The 17,068-nt window shown below is 45.1% G+C and carries 14 protein-coding genes, 1 tRNA gene and 2 rRNA genes; 4 read left to right on the forward strand and 13 right to left on the reverse strand.

The window, feature by feature from the left end; genetic code table 11:
• The first annotated feature begins 103 nt into the window (after window positions 1-103).
• The 4 genes from GS535_RS03855 (at window position 104) to GS535_RS03870 (ending at window position 1,913) form a co-directional block, all read left to right on the forward strand.
• A complete protein-coding gene (locus GS535_RS03855) occupies window positions 104-427 on the forward strand; it encodes a hypothetical protein (protein ID WP_160792521.1) in 324 nt (107 codons plus the stop codon).
• A gap of 128 nt (window positions 428-555) precedes the next feature.
• Complete coding sequence (locus tag GS535_RS03860; RefSeq protein WP_160792508.1) at window positions 556-789, forward strand: hypothetical protein; 234 nt, start codon at window positions 556-558, stop codon at window positions 787-789.
• Entirely contained in the window at window positions 789-1,004 is a 216-nt protein-coding gene (locus tag GS535_RS03865; protein ID WP_160792509.1) for a hypothetical protein, read from the forward strand. The genes GS535_RS03860 and GS535_RS03865 overlap by 1 nt, the downstream gene beginning before the upstream one ends.
• Window positions 1,005-1,343: 339 nt before the next feature.
• Window positions 1,344-1,913: a hydrolase gene (locus tag GS535_RS03870; protein WP_160792510.1), complete on the forward strand. Its 570-nt coding sequence runs from the start codon at window positions 1,344-1,346 to the stop codon at window positions 1,911-1,913.
• 38 nt (window positions 1,914-1,951) lie between these two features.
• Here GS535_RS03870 and GS535_RS03875 read toward each other — a convergent pair whose 3' ends face one another.
• From GS535_RS03875 to GS535_RS03935, 13 genes are all read right to left on the reverse strand, one after another.
• Window positions 1,952-2,509: a thioredoxin domain-containing protein gene (locus tag GS535_RS03875; protein WP_160792511.1), complete on the reverse strand. Its 558-nt coding sequence runs from the start codon at window positions 2,507-2,509 to the stop codon at window positions 1,952-1,954.
• A 124-nt stretch (window positions 2,510-2,633) separates the two neighbouring features.
• Window positions 2,634-3,929, reverse strand: coding sequence for a DEAD/DEAH box helicase (locus GS535_RS03880; protein WP_160792512.1), 1,296 nt, complete (start codon window positions 3,927-3,929; stop codon window positions 2,634-2,636).
• 185 nt (window positions 3,930-4,114) lie between these two features.
• Window positions 4,115-4,723, reverse strand: coding sequence for a nitroreductase family protein (locus GS535_RS03885; RefSeq protein WP_160792513.1), 609 nt, complete (start codon window positions 4,721-4,723; stop codon window positions 4,115-4,117).
• Between the two features lie 126 nt (window positions 4,724-4,849).
• Window positions 4,850-5,452 carry a methionine biosynthesis protein MetW gene (gene metW, locus GS535_RS03890; RefSeq protein ID WP_160792514.1) on the reverse strand — a complete coding sequence of 201 codons (603 nt, stop codon included), beginning with the start codon at window positions 5,450-5,452 and terminating at the stop codon, window positions 4,850-4,852.
• The gene (locus GS535_RS03895; RefSeq protein ID WP_160792515.1) at window positions 5,442-6,602 is read right to left on the reverse strand and encodes a homoserine O-acetyltransferase; all 1,161 of its coding nucleotides are present in this window, start codon (window positions 6,600-6,602) and stop codon (window positions 5,442-5,444) included. The genes metW and GS535_RS03895 overlap by 11 nt, the downstream gene beginning before the upstream one ends.
• Window positions 6,603-6,679: 77 nt before the next feature.
• Window positions 6,680-7,126, reverse strand: coding sequence for a hypothetical protein (locus tag GS535_RS03900; RefSeq protein ID WP_160792516.1), 447 nt, complete (start codon window positions 7,124-7,126; stop codon window positions 6,680-6,682).
• Window positions 7,127-7,620: 494 nt separating this feature from the next.
• On the reverse strand, window positions 7,621-10,719 hold the full coding sequence (locus GS535_RS03905; RefSeq protein WP_160792517.1) for a type I restriction endonuclease subunit R: 3,099 nt from the start codon (window positions 10,717-10,719) through the stop codon (window positions 7,621-7,623).
• On the reverse strand, window positions 10,716-11,873 hold the full coding sequence (locus GS535_RS03910; RefSeq protein ID WP_160792518.1) for an AAA family ATPase: 1,158 nt from the start codon (window positions 11,871-11,873) through the stop codon (window positions 10,716-10,718). Before GS535_RS03910 ends, GS535_RS03905 begins: the two co-directional genes overlap by 4 nt.
• A gap of 12 nt (window positions 11,874-11,885) precedes the next feature.
• On the reverse strand, window positions 11,886-13,082 hold the full coding sequence (locus tag GS535_RS03915) for a restriction endonuclease subunit S (protein ID WP_202401646.1): 1,197 nt from the start codon (window positions 13,080-13,082) through the stop codon (window positions 11,886-11,888).
• Window positions 13,079-14,635, reverse strand: a complete 1,557-nt coding sequence (locus GS535_RS03920; protein ID WP_160792519.1) for a type I restriction-modification system subunit M — start codon at window positions 14,633-14,635, stop codon at window positions 13,079-13,081. Before GS535_RS03920 ends, GS535_RS03915 begins: the two co-directional genes overlap by 4 nt.
• A 1,366-nt stretch (window positions 14,636-16,001) precedes the next feature.
• Window positions 16,002-16,078, reverse strand: a tRNA-Met gene (locus tag GS535_RS03925).
• 33 nt (window positions 16,079-16,111) lie between these two features.
• Window positions 16,112-16,226, reverse strand: a 5S ribosomal RNA gene (rrf, locus tag GS535_RS03930).
• 87 nt (window positions 16,227-16,313) lie between these two features.
• Window positions 16,314-17,068 (reverse strand): 23S ribosomal RNA (locus GS535_RS03935); the annotation flags it as partial.

Raw genomic sequence — 17,068 nt, forward strand, 5'->3', positions numbered from 1 at the left:
CCCCAGCCATGACCATGCCAGAGCTTCGTTGCCGCGATGGGCCGGCCTGTCTGATGCATCCAACACTCCTACTATCTCCTCAAAAAGAAAACTGAGAAACACCATGACCGAAGAAACAACCACACCAACAGCCACCCCCATCACCGCCCTTGTCGAAGCCGGCGAAAACATCTTCTCCGCCGTCACAGGGAAGAAAGGCGAAACGCAAGAGAAGATCGCTGACGGTGCCGCCCGCTTGCTTGATGGCGTTCTGCCTACCGTGGAAAGCAAGGTCTCCTTTGATCTGGCCTCCGTATTAGCAGGCGCTACGGGCATTCTGTCCGGCATTGCTCTGGTGCTAGCCGGCTTGAAAAAGAAAAAAGCCGAGGCTTCTAGCGCAAGCGAAGAGGCCCCAACGGCCACACCTGTCATCAACGGCATGGGCTAACCCATATGGGAGGGCTTCGGCTCTCCCCGTACCAACAGACAAAAAAAGCAGCAAAGGACATTACCCATGACCAACAAAGAAGGCTGGATTGACGCCCCTCTTAAAGAAGGTTGGTTCGGAGAAGAACCATGAACCCATATTTCGCAGGAGGCTTCATCCTGACCGTGCTCGGCTTCCTTACGGCTCTGATCGTCTATAGCAACCGGGCCGGACGAAACAGCGCCCGCGTAAGCTCCGAACGCCAAGACGCAAGCGACGCTACGCAAGCAGCAGAAGCCGCGCAACGGATGCTCGAAGCCCGCACGAACGGCATACGCTCTGACAATATGCTTATCGGTGATCTGGACAAGGGGACATTCTGATGAAGTTCTTTATGCTGTGTATGACGTTGTTGCCACTCGTTGGCTGCGCCCCAACACGCTACAAGCCGCTCTGCCCTCCAACTGTGCATTACACAGCGCAGGAAGAACGGCAGGCCGCTGATGAGCTACGTGCTCATCCCGACTTGCACGAACTGCCCGCGATGATGCGGGACTATGGGAATGAGAGAAGGGAGATGTGGGCCGGGATGCACTAAGATAACCATAGGCACCATACATACAACAGAATCGGAAGATGGGGGCATGAAAGGGGGCTTCATAAATACATACAATGCCATAAAATGTTTTAAAATAAGGATTGAATGGCTTTATTATGGCTTCCACCCCATCCGCCATAAAATTTCTTCACAAAATAATATGTTATTTTATAAGTGATCGTGTGTTGCGTCATACTTAGCGGGACGCATTCGTTCTGTAGAAACCACAGAATTGCTTTACGAAACGTTCTCTTTATGTGTTCTCAGCTTTTCATGTGACGGCCCGTTTTCAAGGCGCTACCCCGTCCCTACCTTAATGATCACGACAAGGATACATCCATGCTTTCCTTACCTAGCGCCCAAACCGCCCTTGTTCTTATTGACCTTCAAAATGGCATCGTTTCACTGCCAACCGCTCCCTATTCAGGGCAGGCCGTCGTTGAACGCAGCAAAAAACTAGCGCATCATTTTCGGGAATATGGATCATCCGTCTTTTTGGTCAATGTGGCTTTCTCATCCGATGGTGCCGACGCACTGCAAGCACCTGTTGATCGCCCCCTCACCTCTTCTGATGAAGCACTCCCCTCGAATTGGTCAGAGCTCGTTGATGGGCTAGCAAAACCCACAGATCTTCGCATTACCAAACATCAATGGGGCGCTTTCTTTGGAACAGAGCTCGATCTCCAACTTCGCCGTCGCGGCATTACAACACTCGTCATCGGCGGTATTGCAACCAACTTTGGCGTTGAGTCAACGGCTCGAGCAGCCCACGAGCACGGTTATAATGTCGTTTTGGTTGAAGATGCGACCACAAGTCTCTCCCCTGAGATGCATCGCTTTGCTTATGAAAGCATCTTCCCAGCATTAGGTCGCACGACAACAAGCGACACTATCACCTTAACAGCATAATGCTCCCAGAGAGAAGAGGCTCACATCTACCAACCTCTTTATGAGGTGCAGTATTCTACCCATGTCTCAACATCGTCACCACTACCAAAACGCTCGTCAATAAGACCGTTAAGCATGACAGTTGGAGTTGTATGAATGCCGTTCTGGCGCGCATATCGTGTCTGACGTTTCAACATCGCCGTGACACGCTCTTTTTCGAAGAAATCCGACAGCTTTAATCCCGCATAACCCTCAATTCGCTGACGGATTTCAGTAGGCGTGACGGCCATCAAAGCTCCTCGGCAATGGTCGATCGCGTCAAATTCATCACGGTGCTCAGCCACGACCTCTAATACGCGCCACGCATCCTCTCTCCCCTCAGAGCTCAAAGCTGCTGCCAGTGCCGTCCGTGCAATAAGACCCGAAAAGAGATGCCAAGGCTGCACGTGGAGATACACCCGAACCGTAACAGCCTCTTCCCCCATTAACGCTACAAAAGGCTTTATTTTTTTGAAGGCTTTATTGGAAAATGGACATGTTGGATCAAGAAAGAACTCAACCTCTACTGAACCATGCCCCCATGTCAGTGGCGTTCTTTGTGTTCTCTGATCCACCATTTTATTCTCCCCCCAAAAAGTCGTCCATTAATCTCGCACACGATCCAAACATTCGCAAAAAAAGGCGGAGAAATGTTTTCCATTCACCCCGCCTTTTCATTTGCGATGCATGATCACATCATGATTATGAAGAGCGCCGCATGCCACCACGGCGAGGCGCACTACCACCGCCATTATGACGACGAGCTCCACCACTACGCCCCGAAGACGAACGACGGGAAGAACGTCCACCACCGCGACCTCCACCCAAAACAGGCGGGCGCTGCGTTGAATTCTGCGCATCATTAGAATGATACGGATGATCCGTTATAACCGAGATATCCTTGTCGATGCGCTTCTCAATATCACGCAGCCAAGCACGTTGCTCTGCATCACACAGCGAAATTGCCCAGCCTTCACGGCCAGCACGCGCCGTACGACCGATACGATGGACGTAAGCCTCCGGCACATTTGGAAGATCGTAATTGAAAACATGTGATACGTCATCAACGTCGATACCACGAGCTGCAATATCCGTCGCAACAAGCACGCGAATGCTCCCATCACGGAAACCACTCATTGCACGCTCTCGCGCCCCTTGTGACTTATTGCCATGGATCGCCGCTGCTGTAATGCCATGACGATTGAGATATTCCGCCACTTTATTGGCTTCGTGCTTCATCAACGTAAAGACAACGGCTCGCACAACGCGCTCATTATCTACAAGCATCAGCAAAGCGTCTTTCTTCTTTGCTGAATCGACAAACAACACAGCCTGACGGATACGATCAACCGTACTGGATTCTGGCGTCACTTGCTCAATGGCAGGATTATTTAACAACGAATGAGCCAAGTCACGGATCGAAGAAGGCATCGTTGCTGAAAATAAAAGCGTCTGACGCTTACTGGGCAGTTTCGCGACAATACGACGGATATCATGCACAAAGCCCATATCCAACATACGGTCAGCTTCATCCAACACAACAATTTCTGGTGTTGAAAGGTCAATATGCCCTTGCCCAACAAGGTCTAAGAGACGTCCCGGCGCTGCAACCAGCACATCGACACCACGTTTCATAGCGTCAACTTGGCGCCCCTGCCCGACACCACCGAACACGACTGCATATGAAAACTTCATATGACGTGCATAAGCGGCAAAATTCGCACCAATTTGTGCAGCAAGCTCACGCGTTGGTGCCAAGATTAACGCCCGCATACCACGTGTAGGAGTACGGCGAGGGTTCTCAAGAATATGCTGCAAAATCGGCAAAGCAAATGCCGCTGTTTTACCAGTTCCGGTCTGTGCCAGCCCTAATAAATCGCGCCCTTGCAACAGGTGCGGAATAGCGCCAGCCTGAATAGGCGTTGGGTTTTCATACCCCTCATCATTCAAGGCCTTTAAGATCGGTTCCGCCAGACCGAGAGCCGTAAAACTGCTCATGATTTCTCCTAAGAAACGGCGTTCCCCAAGCACAGCCCAATGACATTATAGAAATGGGAGCTTGTTAGTCCTATATAGTAGGCTGGCCGTATGGTGAGAGCAAGGGGTTATTTTCTCCCTAGCTCTCTAAAATTTGCGTAAATTCCCCCAGATATCTCACAGGATATCCGAAAAGCCCCTACACTCTAAAAGCGATCAAAACGCACAATCTCTTCCAAAGGAAGCATACCAGAACGCGGTTTAGGCTCACTCACCGCCTTACCAATCGCCACAAACATAATCAGCTCGTGATCTTCTGGTAGATTAATGATCTGCTTGACTTGCTCAAAGTCAAAACCGTCCATCGCACAGCTATCAAGCCCGTAAGCCTGTGCGGTCATCATAAGCGCATATGCCGCCATACTCGCAGAACGGAACCCTTCATCACGCTGAACCTGCTCCTTACCTTCATAATAGTTCGGGATCATCTTCTCAGCGTAAAGTGCTTGCACCTCTTCCGGAGCGTTCGCCCAGTAACGTCTTGGCTCTTTTTCCCACGCCTTTAGATCTGCACACATTACAATTAATGCCGAACAGCTATTGATCTGAGGTTGGTTCCAAGCTGCCTGTGTTATTTTTTCCCGCTGCTCAGCATCGCGCACCACGAGAAAACGGTAATTTTGGATATTAAACGCCGTTGGTGCATAGCGCGTTGTATCCAAAATCGCCGTTAAGTCCTCCTGACTCAACACATAATTAGGATCAAAATTTTTAAACGAACGGCGGTTTTTAATGGCCGTAAGAATATCCGTCATAGTCCACGCTCCGGGTAACGTATTCATAAAAGGAAGCATGCTCTATCAGAATGCTTTTCAATGAAGATGGGGACGCTATCTGCGTATGTCATCCCTTTTGGAAAAAAAGAACTATGACACTCCCTTTTATGTTTTTCGTCGCAACAGAAAAAGCGCTTGCTCCCCACATAAATTGGCTAACCGCGGAGAGTAATACCACGGAGCCCGCCGGCCTCGCTCATTGACGGTTGTCCAATGTTCAACGACATAGCCATCTTCTTCACATAAAGCGAAAAAGTCTTTGATCGTACAAGGATGAATGTTGGGGGTCTCATGCCACGGTGTCGCCCAGACGGACGTCATCGGCATCCGCCCTGTGTAAAGAAGTTGCAGGCGCAAACGCCAATGACCAAAATTGGGAAAAGAGACAATCGCATGTTCACCAATACGAAGCATCTGCCTCAACACTTCACGTGGGCGCTCCACAGCCTGCAACGTGCGCTGTAACACAACGTAATCAAAACTATCATTGGGATAATGAATGAGATCGTGATCCGCATCCCCCTGTATAACAGGCAAGCCATGGGCTACAGAATGCGTCACGGCTTCCATACTAAGCTCAATCCCCTGTGCATCACAGGCTCGTGTGCGAAAAAGGTGGCCAATAAGACTGCCATCCCCACTGCCAACATCCAGCACGCGACTGCAAGGTGCGATCATGTCAGCGATAACCTGTTGATCAACGCGCATGTGCAATCCCCCCTTGCGTTAACCCCGCGTGCTCAGCAGCCCCATTCAGAAAACCACGCATCGTGCGGTCAAAGTCTGGTTCCTCAAGAAGGAACGCATCATGTCCGCGGTCACTTTCAATCTCCACAAAAGACACATTGGCTCCAGAACGGTTGAGAGCCCTTACAAGATGGCGTGATTGAGACGTTGGAAAGAGCCAATCAGAACTGAAAGAGATCACACAGAAACGTGTCGGAGATCCCTTAAACGGAATAGTAAGATCTCCGTCATACTCTGCCGCAAGGTCAAAATAATCCATCGCACGCGTTATGCTGAGATAAGCATTTGCATCAAAGCGTTTTACAAAAGTCGAGCCTTGATGACGCAAATAACTTTCCACTTCGAACATATCGCCAAAGAAAACCGACGGCATATTGCCTATCGCTGAAGGTTGGGACGCATTACGCACACGCCGCCCGAATTTCCGCGTTAAAGCTTCTTCAGACAAATACGTAATATGCGCCATCATCCGCGCCACACCGAGCCCACGAGCTGGGATCGTATCAAATTGACGGTAATTCCCATCATGCCAGTCAGGATCAGCAAAAATAGCCTGACGGCTCACTTCATTAAACGCAATATTCTGTGCTGACTGGAAGGCCGATGTCGCAATAGGCATCGCAGCAAACACACGATCTGGATAATCTGATGCCCAGGTCAACACTTGCATGCCACCCATTGACGCTCCAATCACAGCAAAGAGCCGACCGATCCCTAGATGATCCATCAACTTTACCTGAGCTGCCACGATGTCATGCATCGTAATAATCGGAAAATCCCGTCCCCATAGCTCATCGCTATCGGGTTTATGTGAAAGTGGGCCTGTGGAACCCATACACCCACCCAGTACATTTGGGCAGATAACAAAGAAACGATCCGTATCAATCGGCAAGCCCGACCCAACCATACGTGCCCACCAGCCCGGCTTTCCCGTAAAAGGATGTGGATCGGCTACATATTGATCCCCGGTCAAAGCATGACAAATCAAGATGGCATTATCACGTGCCGGAGAAAGTGTACCATAGGTTTGATATGCAATATCGAGTGGCGCTACACGCTCTCCACATTGAAGGTCTAACCCCTCTTGAAGGGAAATTTTTTGATGAACCAACGCGTCTCCTCGCTCTCACGGCCTGAGATAGATTAGAACAGGTATCCTAAGGTGGAGAGCGAAGAGCGCAAGAGGAATCATTCTGCAGCCTGCATCATGGGCGGATAATTATCTTGTGCTATCCCCATATGTGGGACACCTTGCACCGAAGACACCTGACGAACAGGTTGAGGCAACCAATACCCATAAGCTGCTAATGTCATACTCAACTGCAGCAACGCTTTCCTGAGCTCTGAAGCGATGCCGTCTTCGTGAGAAAGTATCTGCATCTCTGCCATCACCTGCAACAAATGTTGTTCAGTTGACGAAACATGCAAAGAGCACGTTGTATGAACCGTATGGAGAAAGAATGCGTGAAAACGCTGATGAAGTGAATAAGCTTCTTTCCCGAGCAATCCCGTAAGAGACATCTCCCCTCTTTGGTGCTGAGGCCCTAGGAGCTTTCTAAGCGACCATAAAGCAATTTTCTCTTCATGCTTTAACGTATCGAGAGGACGACCACGCCCTGAAAAACCCATAGTCATAGCTGCTTTCCCTACTGTGCATTGCGACTAAGGAAAGATTAGATGAGAATTCTTCTCATTTTCAAATAGAAGATACCCCATCTAACAACAGCAAATATAAGCAGCTCTAAAAAGGGGCAGGAAACTAAGCTTTAAGGCACGAAAAATCTTTTTTTCTCGCACAAAAAACTAGATATGGTGCCGCATTCCCCACAAAACCCCTAGGTGATGATTCTTGCAATTCATCTAAGATCAGTATCCATGACAACTAAGCAGAAAAACGAAAGAGCATCTCATGCACATCTTCTCTCCTCCATATGGTCAAAGCAGTCCATAGTCACTTCTTTAAAAGCGATGCATTTCTTATCTTCCAGCGGTGTGTATCACAGCCTCTGCAACGTTGATGCGTTATTCATTATTCATCAAATATTAGTTAAGTAGGAGAAAACACACATAATAATTTACGAGAAGATAAACCCTCTATTTTCTCCAACCGCACCATAGGGGAAAAGCCCTCACACTTCACCGCCAATACCTTTAAACCTCTCCACAAAAGTAGCTACTTTCTGAAAAACCGTCTGTTTCTTTGTCAGATATTGAGGGTTTAAAGGGCTCATTTTGGGAAGGGTCTCATTAAGGCCTGTGCCATTCTCACTGACAAAGCCACGCTTTAGGGATGCCATTAGGTAGCGTTTGGCAGCTTCTTCATTCAAATGTTCATCACGGATAAGCTCTTGCGCTTCGTGCCGCTGTTCAGCCTGCGCGAACTCATAGAAGGCTTCCACGATGCCAGCTTTGTCCGCCACATCGTCCAAGTTGGTCTGATTGATAAAATCAACAAACAAACTTTCTTTTGCTCGGCTATCAAGACTTGACCGAATAAGCCTACGAACTTCTGTAATTAATTCTTCTGTGCTCTCATTCTTTTCTTTACGCTCAAAGATCAGCTCCAGAATATAATCTAAATTAATCTCCTGTGTTTTTAAGAGATCAACCTCAAAAACAACATCATTCCAATCCGTGTCCGACGTTTCTTTCTCGTCAGACTGCTTCTCACGTCGCGCCGATTCTCGAATATCATTGTAAGAAGAGCGATAATCCTGCACCTCTCTTTCCGTCGGCATCTTTATAGATCTGAGATCATCTAACTCCGTATCTGTTAGGTTATGCTCACTTTTAAATGTTTCAACCGCTTCAGCATCATGCGGATCAATCTCTTGCCATTCTTTTAAGCTGGTAAACTCATCATAATTTTGCAGAATATTCTCTGTTCTTAGATATTCACCAAAAAGCTTTGCAAAAGCCTTTTTTTCTTTCTCTAATACAATTTTCTCAGGATCTGGGAATTTCTCTTTTAAGTCTGCAACAATATCAGAAAAACCGCGCTTCTTTTTACCGGTTTCCTCATCAACATAGCCTTCCATATATTCTTTATAGCTTTTTTCTAAAACAACATTTCTTGTGTTCTTATCTCCAAACACCGTAATCGCATCAATGGTAGCCTGCTCCAAATCACGGAAGGTTACGATATTACCAAAGCTTTTTGTTGCCCCATGAATACGGTTTGTTCGTGAATAAGCCTGTATCAAACCGTGATAACGCAGGTTTTTATCGACAAATAGTGTATTAAGATTAGGCGCATCAAACCCTGTGAGGAACATCCCTACCACAATTAAGAGATCAACATCTCCAGAACGCACACGTTGAGCTAAATCGCGATAATAATTCTGAAAACTTTTGCTATCTACGCTAAAATTTGTCCTAAAAAAGTTATTATAGTCTTCAATAGCGTGCTCTAAAAATTCCTTCGCGCTGCTATTCATTGCCGACACATCAAAACTCTCGTCTTGAATGTCCCCTACGGCATCTTGTTCTTCATTCGCAGTAAATGAAAAAATTGTCGCGATTTTTAACTTATGCTTACTCGTCTCCTGTAATCGATTGAGCGTTTCATAATAGAGTTTCGCAGCACTAACGTTGCTCACTGCAAGCATCGCATTAAAACCACGCGCCCCCACTTGAAGGCGATGCGTCTTTTGACGGAAGTTTTTTAGTATATATCCCGATATTTCTTCAATCCGCTTGGGGTGTTGCAAAGCTGTTTTATCTTCCGCAGCGATGAGCTTTTTCTCATCCTGCTCCGTCTCAAATTTTTGAAAGTGCGGACGGACATTATTATAATCAACTTTAAATTTAAGAACCTTTTCATCCCGAATAGCATCGGTAATCACATAAGAATGCAACTCTTTTCCAAAAACATCCCGCGTCGTAACTGCCTTTAAAGAATTTTCAGGAAAGATCGGAGTCCCCGTAAAACCAAACTGATAAAACTTTTTAAACCTCTTCTTTAAGTTCTTCTGCGCCTCACCAAACTGGCTCCGATGGCATTCATCAAAAATAAAAACGACCTGCTTGTCATATATTGGTAAGTCGCTCTCACCTTTAATTAGATTATTCAGCTTCTGAATGGTGGTCACAACGATTTTATTGTCGTTTAGATCCAGATTTCGCCTAAGACCCGCCGTGCTCTCCGAGCCATTGACACTATCGGGAGAGAAACGTTGATACTCTTTCATCGTTTGATAATCGAGGTCTTTTCTGTCCACAACAAAAAAGACTTTATCAATAAACTCTAAGTCCGTGACCAAGCGCGCTGCTTTAAAGCTGGTCAGCGTCTTTCCTGATCCGGTCGTATGCCAAATATACCCGCCACTTTCAGGCTTGCTCCAACTCTTGGCTTCGTATGAGCTTGTGACCTTCCATAAGATACGCTCACTCGCCGCAATCTGGTAAGGACGCATCACCAATAATGTATCGCTGCTATCAAAAACAGAGTAATGCAGCATAACTTTAAGAAGAGTATTCTTTTGAAAAAATGTTACGGTAAAATCTTTTAAGTCTTTGATCAGTTCATTGTTAGACTTTGCCCAATTCATGGTAAAGTCAAAGCTGTTTTTATCGCGCTTTGTGGTATTCGCAAAATATCGTGTATCGGTACCGTTTGAAATAACAAAAATTTGTAGATATTTGTACAAAGAATTATCGCTATTAAAGCTCTCTTTACTGTAGCGATGCACCTGATTAAAGGCTTCGCGTATCGCTACACCGCGCTTTTTGAGCTCCACTTGCACAAGAGGCAAACCATTGACCAAAATGGTGACATCATACCGATTAAGATGCTTCCCCTTCTGCTCAAACTGATGAACAACCTGCATCTTATTGCGCGATATGACTTTTTTATCCACAAGATGAATGTTCTGAATATGACCATCATCGAATATGAAATCATGAATATAATCATCATGAAGCTTACGCGTTTTATCAACACTATTATCACTCGGCTTGTCGAGATATTCATTCACAAAGCGCATCCACTCTTCGTCCGTAAAAGTGGTATTATTTAAGCGTTGAATTTGTATCCGAACATTAGCCAACATATCTTCTTGGCTTTTAAGATTAATCCGCTCATAGCCTTGTTGCTCCAAATCATGAAGCAATTCACGCTCTAAATCAGCCTCGCTTTGATAGCTTCCGTCTGTCTTTTTTTCTGAAATATAGCGATCTAGGACAATAAAATTATTTGTTTCGGCAATTGGCGTTGTCTTTTGAATCATTTTTCTTCTCCCTTTTGATAATAGGTCTGCTTATCTAAATGTTTCAGTAAATACTGCACCATTTTCTTCTCAGGTTCCGATAAGCTTGATGTTGTCTCCCCCACAACAGAACTATGAGAATAATAATTCATCACTCTACTAACATAGCCTTTTCGGCCATCTTTTGGGAGCAACTCAGACCAGTTCTTATATCCCAAAAAATTAGCTGTTTTTTCATACAAATTTCTTAACAACATAACATGATATTTTTCTATACACTCACATCTAACCGCCTCTTCTAAGGTAGATTTAATATATAAATGATAGGAAAAAATTTTATTTGAATCGCCATCTTTTTTCATAAGAGAAAAATGACCATCGCCATCACGCTCCAAGAAAAAACTTTTACCTTTCCCTTTTAACTCATTATACATAACATTATAAAATAACGTGTTATGAGTTGTTACTATAAACCTGAGATCATCTTTCTTTATATAAATACTTTTCTTTATTAAACTAGATAAATCTACAGCGAGTTGAATGAGATGGTTCTCATCCAAGGAGCTAACAGGATCATCAATAAAAATATACTTTAATTGATTAAAATCAGATGTATCCCGATCATCAGGATCAATAATATTCAGGTTCTCAATAATTCCTTCAATTAAACTATAAAAAATACTCCATATAAAATTACTCTCTTCTCCTTTGGAAATTTTCATAGTATCAGAAGATTGATTATCACCACTTTCAAATGAAAATGTAACTTCTCGATAATCATCATGGAATTTCGGCATTATTTTACTATTTGTATATTCTTGAAATATATTAATAATATCCCCTTCTTTCCCCTGATCTTTTAATATCCAATCTGTAAATTTATTAGGATGTATCTTAAGCTTTGGAGCATTCTCTACATCATTGTCCCAATAAAAAAGATCTTCTGTGAAGGAGTTATAATATATAATTCTATAACCATCGACAGAATCACGTTTGGACTGTTTATCATCCTCTTCTAATGAAAAATTTTCTATAAACTCTCGTGATAGACGGGTTTTCCCTGTTCCATTAAACGCATAGATCAATTGTATTTTTTGATGACTATTTTCTAAATAAGAAGCCACCTCAGAGAGTTCTTTATGGTCAACAGCTTTATCCTTAGATTCATCTACCATTAGCCCCCCTCCTTACGCTTTTGGGGGCTTCGGAAAGTTAAGTAACATATCCCGGTAATACTCATACTGTTTCTGACGCAACTCAATTTCGCGTGGCAACCCTTCGCTAATAGAATGCGTCAGCGCGTCAAATTTATCGAGGATCGACACGATGCGTTCTTGTTCTGAAAGTGAGGGAATGGGGAAAGAGTACTCCATAATCTTATCTTTATTCCCACGAGGCATTTTCGCCCCTTTACTATAATTCATATTATATGAAAAAAAACGATCATCTGATAAAATGTAATATAAGTACCTTGAGATTACTAACTTATCCACCTTGTGAATAACTAATACATCTCCATTAGCACCTCCGAAACGATCAGAATACCATATTTTCTTTAAATACGGCCTGATATTACCTATAAGTATATCCTCTTTATCATACTTTGCTAAAGTAACACTTTTAGGCAACTTATCAGAATTTGTTTTCCCAAGCTTATTTTGAATTAAATTATCGACGCCTACGTAGTTTGTGTTATCGACTTCTACTAATTTAGTACGTCCCTTGGAGTATTCTGCTACCTCTCCCAACGTTTTCCACTCAACCTCGGGGCCGAACTGCAATAATTTTTCACGATAATAGTTGTATTGTTTTTTGCGTGCTGTAAGCTCGGCTGTAAGCTCGGCTGTAAGCTCGGCTGTAAGGGCTGTGAATGTGTCTAGAATTTGGACGATTTTATCTTGGATGCGAAGCGGGGGGATGGGAATTTCTATTTTTTCAAGATATTTTGATGTTACAGATTTTACAATAGTTCCATTCCCCACAAAAGAAATAATATTTAAATAATAATATAAATACTTGTTCAATATGCAGTCTTTTACTATTAAACCTCTCAAGTCTTGATTTATCGCAATATCACTGCCAGCAATCTTAACTTTTCCTGGCGATATTTTAATCGCTACTATAAGAGAGCCTTTTGGAATTAAATTAGATGAACTTTTCTTAAGCCCCTCATCAGTAATGTGATTTCGTGTTTGTTCTACAAATGCATTTTCAATACTCAGATCTCCAACAGATGCCCACGGAATTTTACCACTCCAATAAGTCTGTTCCGCCTTAGAAGGTGTTCCACCTCCTATATTCGCTATCAACACTTCCCCCAGCGGCTTCCACTCAACCTCAACACCTTCAAGAAGCTTTTCCATATAGCGCATACAGGTGTTCATGCCGTCACCTCATCGCCTTCAATCTCTGTGACAATCACACCAATATCAGCCCGTAACTGATCAATTTTTGCGACAGTGGTGCGTAGTTCCGCATTTACCTTGGCAATATCAATCACTTCTCGCGTATCTTCTGCTTCAACGTAACTACTAACAGACAGGTTATAATCATTGGCCTGAATATCCTCAAAGCGCACTGATTTCGCGATATATTCTTTATCTTCTTTCCGAGCAAATATCTCTAAAATTTCAGCAATATGCTTATCTGTAAGAACGTTATTATTCGTCTCTTTTTTGAAAAACTTACTAGCGTCGATAAACTGCGTTTCCATATCTTTCTTATTCTTAGCAAGAACAAGAATATTAACGGCGATCGTTGTTCCGTAAAATAAATTCGGTGCAAGGGAAATCACGGTTTCTACATAGTTGTTATCAACTAAATATTGCCGAATTTTCTTCTCTGCCCCACCTCGGTAGAAAATTCCGGGGAAGCACACAATCGCCGCACGCCCTTGGCTGGAAAGATAGCTCAACGCATGCAGCACAAACGCAAAATCAGCCTTCGATTTAGGCGCCAGCACACCCGCCGGGGCGAAGCGCTCATCATTAATCAATGTTGGATCATCAGAGCCAACCCATTTTACGGAATAAGGCGGATTAGAGACGACTGCATCAAAGGGCTTATCATCTCCAAAATGCGGGTCAGTAAGTGTATTGCCAAGTTGAATGTTGAATTTGTCATAATTAATATTGTGCAGAAACATATTCATACGCGCGAGGTTATACGTCGTATGATTAATTTCTTGGCCAAAAAACCCTTCTTCAATCAAATGCGCATCAAACTGTTTTTTTGCCTGTAATAAAAGCGATCCCGACCCACAGGCAGGGTCATAGATTTTATTCACTTTCTTCTGATTATGCACAACAAGCTGCGCAATAAGCTTGGAGACGTTTTGTGGCGTGAAAAATTCCCCGCCTGACTTCCCTGCATTGGCGGCATAATTACCAATGAGGTACTCGTAAGCATCACCAAACACGTCAATATGATGCCCTGAGAACTCGCCAAAATCGATCTTCTCTACGCCTTTCAAAACAGAAGCGAGGCGTGCATTCTTATCTTTTACCGTATTACCTAAGCGATTGCTCGTTGTATCAAAATCAGCAAAAAGCCCTTTAATCTCTTTTTCTGAAGGGAAGCCGTTTGCCGAACTTTCAATGGAGGTAAATATCTCGGCAAGCATGGTGTTAAGATTGTCGTTTCTCCCAGCATCCCGAGCAACATTTTCAAAAAGTTGGCTGGGATAAATGAAATATCCCTTTGTTTTAATCGCGTCTGTCTTCGTTTCAAGTGGAATTGCGTCATCGGAGAACGTCGCATACGTAACGCTATCGTCTCCTCCCTCCATATGGGCTGCAAAATTTTCGCTGATAAAACGGTAAAAGAGCGTCCCTAAAACATATTGCTTAAAATCCCAACCATCCACAGCACCACGCACATCATTCGCAATCTGCCAAATCTGGTTTTGTAAGGCTTGGCGTTGCTGGGGACCCATCATGTAAAAATCTCTCTCTTAGAAACGTAGCGGCCATTTTTTACCGTGCTTTCCTTACTACACTTGAAGACACGCTCAAAACAATGGCTGAAATAAGTCTCTTAAAGTTTCTCCCCTTTCTCCAGAAATATCCTCTAAAAATTTTTCAACCTCCCCTGAAAGCTATGATCACAGGGTATATCGTTAAAGACAACCTGACAGGCGATGTCCTCTTTAGAAAGTCTGGCCCCCCATGATCTCGAGGGAAGACTAGGCTTTTGCTTTGGCTGATAAAACAATTTGCCCTGGCGAGCAGATCATCCAGTCTCCATAATCTCTGAATTGGTCGTCGTTTTCAGTATGACCGTGATATGCTCGTTCTCTACGTCTACCCATGGCGTGACGCGCGCCAGTCGATCATTCAACCCCTTCATAACAACCATGATAATAAGTGAGTATTAGTTTCGCTTTATAGGCTGTGTTCCCAGAAACAGGTTCACGCACCTTGTTCTGTGGGAAGAAATTTTCAAAGTAGGATGGGTCTAAAGACGTACGAAACCTTAAGCGTGCTTTCAAAAATGCTTGTGCTGTTACGGGAGTCTTAAGCTTTGCAAGACGGTTTCTATGGCGGTCAGGCATTGGCATTGCTCAGCTCAAGTTCGATGAGCTGACTGAGCATATCCTGTGGCAGCTGGATCAGGTTGGTATCGGTTTGGCCTCTTTCCGTTGGCCTTTTGGTCTGCGACGTTTGGAACTGAGATGATATCCTTTGCTGATCGGCTCCTTTGTTGGACAGACGGCTTCTTGTTCGCCGTTACCTTGGGAGGCTCGAGGACTTGCTGCTTTTGCTTGATGTTTTCTGTGAAAAGAATCCCATAAGTGATCTCCACATATTTTTGAAATATTTTAACGCGTAGCCCCACCCGTCAGTTAGCTGAGCCCATAAGCGAGCCCTCCTCCTAGCTTTTTGATGCACGATCCGTAACGTGTCAATTCCAGAAACGGGTATCTGTACAATCTGATCGGCTTCCCGGGATAATCCTTGTTAGGACAAAAATCGTACCACAGACTGGCGATAGCCCAGCTTCATGGATGTGAACCTATGATCAAACGAAAGTTCTAAAAGCCGCGCGTATTTTTCGTCGCGCAACTTAGAAAACCCCAACTCCAGCTCACAGGATCAAGCAACGGCACGACCAGATGACGAATTCTTTGACTAAACATTCCTGGTGTTCGCGTGAGATACGGACACGGAAATAGAGGCTATTGCGGCGTCGGATCACATAGGGAGGCATGGGCTGTTCCATAGGTCTTTGTATAACAAAGACGCGCGACACAGGAAGCGAGAATCGTCTCTGGAACTATTGGAATACAGCTATTTTTAGGGTATTGGATGCGGGGGTAGGATTTGAACCTACGACCTTCAGGTTATGAGCCTGACGAGCTACCGGGCTGCTCCACCCCGCGTTAGTGGGTGGTATTGTAAGGGTAAGCGAGGGGACCTGGCGGCGACCGACTTTTCCACTCATCGAGGAGCAGTATCATAGGCGCTGGGGGTTTTGACGGCCGAGTTCGGGATGGGATCGGGTTTGGAGCCCCCGCCATAGCCACCAGGTCTTCCCGCTCACCCTGTAAGGTGATGGGAGTGTTGGTTGGTGTTTTTTGAAGAGAGTGTGACTGACTACTGTGCATGTGTTTTTGATGTGTGAGAGATATGGGCGATTAGGATCAGTTAGCTTCATACGTTGCCGCACTTCCACACCTGACCTATCAACGTCCTGGTCTTGGACGGCCCTGTGAGACCTTGTTTTAAGGCTGGTTTCCCGCTTAGATGCTTTCAGCGGTTATCCATTCCGAACTTAGCTACCCGGCTGTGCCACTGGCGTGACAACCGGTGCACCAGAGGTTCGTTCATCCCGGTCCTCTCGTACTAGGGACAAATCCTCTCAAGTCTCTTACACCCACGGCAGATAGGGACCGAACTGTCTCACGACGTTCTAAACCCAGCTCACGTACCACTTTAATCGGCGAACAGCCGAACCCTTGGGACCTGCTCCAGCCCCAGGATGTGATGAGCCGACATCGAGGTGCCAAACCTCCCCGTCGATGTGAACTCTTGGGGGAGATCAGCCTGTTATCCCTAGAGTACCTTTTATCCGTTGAGCGATGGCCCTTCCACGAGGGACCACCGGATCACTATGGCCGACTTTCGTCTCTGCTCGAGCTGTCACTCTCGCAGTCAGGCAGGCTTATGCCATTGCACTCAACAGTCGGTTTCCGACCGACTTGAGCCTACCATCGCGCGCCTCCGTTATCCTTTGGGAGGCGACCGCCCCAGTCAAACTGCCTACCATGCAGGGTCCCGGACCAGGCTTACTGGTCTCGGTTAGATATCAGAAGAGTTGGGGGTGGTATTTCAAGGATGACTCCACCAAGACTGGCGCCTTGGGTTCAAAG

Origin of the sequence: Saccharibacter sp. EH611, from assembly GCF_009834765.1 — a bacterium.
Taxonomy (GTDB): Bacteria; Pseudomonadota; Alphaproteobacteria; order Acetobacterales; family Acetobacteraceae; genus Saccharibacter.